Below are 4350 nucleotides of genomic sequence, written 5' to 3'. Positions count from 1 at the left end.
TCGGTACCTTCGACGCTGATGCTGACCTCTTCAACATCGGCGGTTGAGGCTACCGTGCCGTACAACTGGGCCTGGATGCGGTAAGCCTCGCATTCACTTTGGACAATGGGCTCGCCGGTGAGTTCGACCTGGACCGCATCGCGATCAAGTTCAACGTTCGAGAGTTCAAGTGTTTCTGACAGGGTCAGCGAGTTCGTGAAGGCCGGGTCGCCGTGATAATACTGCGAATCATCCAGGAGGAATTCGACGGCCGCCGAGACATGCTCTTCGGTGGTTTCCGCTTCGATGGGGACGGTTCCAATGGTTACCAGAGTATCGGAACAGCCGATGGTCACTCCATCGACGCCGTCAGGAAAGTGGGTGCCAGATTGGGCCACCATATTGACCTGCAGTGACTGGAAAGCGTCGTCGGGATCCTGCGTGGGGGACTCGGCCTGATCCGGTTGGACGCCGTCGTCAGTCTCTCCGGAGCCCGAAAAGATTCCACAGCCTGCAAGCAGAAGTGCGGATGCGGCAAGTGCTGCCAGGGCGGGAAGTCTTCTCAAGCGGTCTCCTACGGGCCGTTTCACGGCTACGAGAATCAGTCGTTGCCCGCAATTCTATCGTGGATTATTGGGTTGAACGGTTAAACATTCGGTACATCTGCTCGGGTGGCTTAGAATAAATAGTTCAGATTTGTTTTGACTTAGAGGTTTCCTTCGTACCGATGAGACACAGTGCACCACACGGTGATATTTCCGGCTCCAGTGTTCAGTGGAGTGACAGCGGATTTGATCAGTCGCTGACCGGGCGGGATCGGTTTGCCGACCCCTTATTAGGCGGCGGGGTTGGCAAGGTTGCCGGCAGCGGCGTTGAAACCGGTTTGGGCTCGGCCCACGGCAAAGCCATTTTATTGGGCGAGCACTCGGTGGTGTACGGTGCCCCGGCAATTGTTCTGCCGCTATTGGATCTCCAGGCTACGGCTTCGATCCGTCGCGCTCGCCGCGGCTTTATTACCTCGGATTTGTATACCGGCCCGCTGGCCACCGCACCGATCCACATGGATCCGGTGCTCACCGCACTGCGCGTCTCCGCGGAACAACTCGATGTGCGTCCCGACCGGGTCGAGCTGATTTTGCGTTCGACCATTCCCTTTGAACGCGGGCTTGGCTCATCTGCGGCCACTTCGGCTGCCGTTGTCCGTGCGGTGGCGAATCTGGCTGGAGTACGGCTCACCGAGGCCCAGACTCATTCGCTGGTCCAAGAAGCAGAACACGTTGCTCACGGGACCTCATCCGGTCTGGATGCTCACGCGGTGCAGTCGATGACGCCGCTGCGCTTCCAGCAGGGCAAGCCCACAACCGTCAAGGTTGTGGAGAAATGCACGTTCGTTATTGCCGATACCGGCACCTCTGGATCAACCGCTGCCGCCGTCGACGGCGTCTCTATGCTGCGCGACATCCAGCCGCGCGTGGTGGATCGGGTGGTAGAAGACCTTGCGAATTTGACCGATGACGTGGTGTACTCACTGGGCATTGGCGATCCAATTCGGGTGGGCCAGTCCATGCACGAGGCTCACTCACTGTTGGCCTACCTGGGTGTTTCGTCACCGGCGCTGGATGCCGTGGTCGCCGCAGCGTTGGAGGCCGGAGCCTACGGTGCGAAACTCACCGGATCCGGACTGGGCGGCTGTGTGTTGGCCGTTGTACCGGACCAAGAACAAGCCGGCGACGTCGCCGCTGCCATGACCGCGGTGGGCGCAACTCGCACCTGGACGACCTCGTTGATTCCCAACGACTTTGATTTGATGACCGCACCAACCGCTCGTGTTCGCAAGGAGGACCGCTAGTGGCATCCATTGCGCGAGCGCACCCAAATATCGCCCTGGTCAAATACTGGGGCAAAGCCAATGACGAGCTGATCATTCCGGTGGCCGGCTCAATGTCCATGACCCTGGACCAGTTCGCGACCACCACCAGTGTCGAACTCGCCACGGGCAACGACACGTTCGAGCTCAACGGCACCACCGCCGATGCCAAAGCAACCGGGCGAACCACCGCGTTTCTCGATGTGGTGCGCTCGCTGGCCGCTGAAGCAGGCCTGGACACCGCCGAGTCCCACGCCAAGGTCGTCTCCACGAATGAAGGCCCCACGGCCGCCGGCATGGCATCATCGGCATCCGGTTTTGCCGCACTGGCAACCGCTGCAGCCCACGCCTACGGGCTGGACCTCTCCGTCAAAGACCTGTCCCGACTGGCTCGCCGCGGATCGGGTTCGGCCTCGCGTTCACTGATCGACCGGTTCGCCGTCTGGCACGCCGGTACCTCGGATGCGACAAGCTATGCCGAAGCCATTTCAGCCCCGGATATGGCGATGGTTTCGGTGACCGTCAATACCCAAGCCAAAAAGGTTTCCTCGCGCGATGGCATGGTGGCCACTCGCGAAACCAGCCCGTTCTATCAGGCCTGGATTGATACCACGGTCACCACGCTCAACGAGATGATCGCAGCCTGTGCCGCCGAGGACTTCACCCGCATCGGTCAGATTACCGAAACCCACGCCCACCGCATGCACGCCGTCATCAACGCCACGCACCCTCCCATCCGCTATTTGGCGCCGGTTTCGTGGCAGGTATTCGAAGAGGTCACGGCTATGCGAGACGATGGCCTCGAAGCCTACGCCACCGCTGATGCCGGCCCCAATGTGGTGATCATTTGTCGCCCGACAGATGCCGACGCCGTGGCCCAACGCGTCGCAACGTTCGGGCAAGTCAACACCTTTCTACCGGGACCCGGCGCCCACCTGGTGGACGTTGCATGACGCCACTGCCATTTCGGGTGGCCGCACCCGGAAAGTTGTATGTGGCCGGCGAATACGCCGTCGTGACCGCAGGACAGCCCGCCATCTTGATCGCGGTGGACCGGTATGTATCGGTCACCGTGACTCCGGCAGAGCCGGCTCCGGTCGATACGCCGACCGCACAACTGCTGGCCCACGACCACGGCATCGCAGCCGCTAAGAACAAGACCTTTGGTACAGACTACGCACTGGCCGCGTGGCTCGTGATGGACGCACTGCGTGCAGAGCGGAACATCCAACGCATCCCCGCTGACCTCCATTTCAGTTCCACTTTGCGTTCCGACACCGGTGAAAAATATGGACTGGGTTCCTCCGGGGCGGCCACCATGGCCGTGGTCACCGCTTTCAATGAGCTCTATGACCTCCGACTGTCTGTCATCGACAAAATTAAACTCGGTATCCTGGCGTCCATTGAAATTTCGCCGAAATCCTCGGGTGGAGACCTGGCCGCCGGCGCGCTGGGCGGATGGGTGTACTACCAGGCACCGGATCGAGACAACCTGGCCCGAGTCCTCACCGGCAACACCGGTGTGACCGAAGCCATGACCGGGCCGGCCTGGATTCCCATGCGCGCGAGACGCATCCCCACCCCAACCGATATTCAAATCCTGATCGGCTGGACTGGCAGCCCGGCCGAAACCGACCAACTCGTCAGCCAAGCAACCTCCAACGGGGCAGGACTGAACTGGGACGACGCGTTTTTGAGGCCATCGGCCGCGAACGTGAACAGCCTGATTTTGGCGCTGGCCGAAGAAAAATTTCCACTCATCCATGTCGGCATCCGCACCGCCCGAACGCTCTTAGCCCGCATGGCCGACCACACGGCAACGCTGATCGAAACACCACAGTTGACCACGCTCATCGAATCGGCCGAGCTGCTCGAAGGGGTCTCTGCCAAAACCTCGGGGGCCGGCGGTGGCGACTGCGGTATCGTATTGGCCGAACCCACAGTCGATCCGGCCGTCATATACAACACCTGGCAACAACACGGTATTCAACCGCTACATTTGAACGTGACACAACTGGGTGTCGGGCTCGAGGAGTAACCATGGCACAATCCCGCAAAGACGATCACATTCGCCTGGCCGCAGCCCAGCAAGAACAACTCGATGGCTCCGAAAACGCTTTCGACGACGTCGATTTCATTCACCACGCGCTGGCCGGTGTTGACGCCGATGACGTCGATACCAGCATCCAGCTGGGACCTTGGACGCTGGATTCGCCGATCTACATCAACGGGATGACGGGCGGAACAGACACTGCGCTCCCGATTAACACCGCACTGGCCAAAGCCGCCGCAGCCACCGGTGTGCCCATGGCCTCCGGCTCGGTCGGTGTGGCGCTCGACAAGCCCGAGACCGCGCCCTCGTTCACGGTGATCCGTGAACACAACCCCCACGGCATCGTCTGGGCGAACCTAGGTGCAGGACGGACCCTGGCGCACGCCAAAGCCGCCGTAGAGCTCTTGGCCGCCGACGGTTTGCAGCTCCACGTCAACCCCATCCAAGAAAC

Annotated in this window: 4 protein-coding genes and 1 pseudogene; 4 read left to right on the top strand and 1 reads right to left on the bottom strand. The window is 60.9% G+C overall.

Features of this window, described 5'->3' with window-relative positions; genetic code table 11:
• Positions 1 to 545: GerMN domain-containing protein (locus L0H14_RS11920; protein WP_301421936.1), on the bottom strand; the 545-nt coding region annotated here is incomplete at its 3' end.
• A 161-nt stretch (positions 546 to 706) separates the two neighbouring features.
• Here L0H14_RS11920 and mvk point away from each other — a divergent pair.
• The 4 genes and pseudogenes from mvk to L0H14_RS11900 all read left to right on the top strand — a co-directional run.
• Complete coding sequence (gene mvk / locus L0H14_RS11915; protein WP_301421935.1) at positions 707 to 1828, top strand: mevalonate kinase; 1122 nt, start codon at positions 707 to 709, stop codon at positions 1826 to 1828.
• Complete coding sequence (gene mvaD, locus L0H14_RS11910; RefSeq protein ID WP_301421934.1) at positions 1828 to 2799, top strand: diphosphomevalonate decarboxylase; 972 nt, start codon at positions 1828 to 1830, stop codon at positions 2797 to 2799. The genes mvk and mvaD overlap by 1 nt, the downstream gene beginning before the upstream one ends.
• Complete coding sequence (locus tag L0H14_RS11905) at positions 2796 to 3884, top strand: phosphomevalonate kinase (RefSeq protein ID WP_301421933.1); 1089 nt, start codon at positions 2796 to 2798, stop codon at positions 3882 to 3884. The genes mvaD and L0H14_RS11905 overlap by 4 nt, the downstream gene beginning before the upstream one ends.
• A 2-nt stretch (positions 3885 to 3886) precedes the next feature.
• Positions 3887 to 4350: pseudogene (locus L0H14_RS11900) on the top strand (type 2 isopentenyl-diphosphate Delta-isomerase); the annotation flags it as partial.

Source organism: Yaniella sp. (assembly GCF_030453185.1).
Taxonomy (GTDB): domain Bacteria; phylum Actinomycetota; class Actinomycetes; order Actinomycetales; family Micrococcaceae; genus Yaniella.
This window is presented reverse-complemented; position numbering and strand designations above follow the sequence as displayed.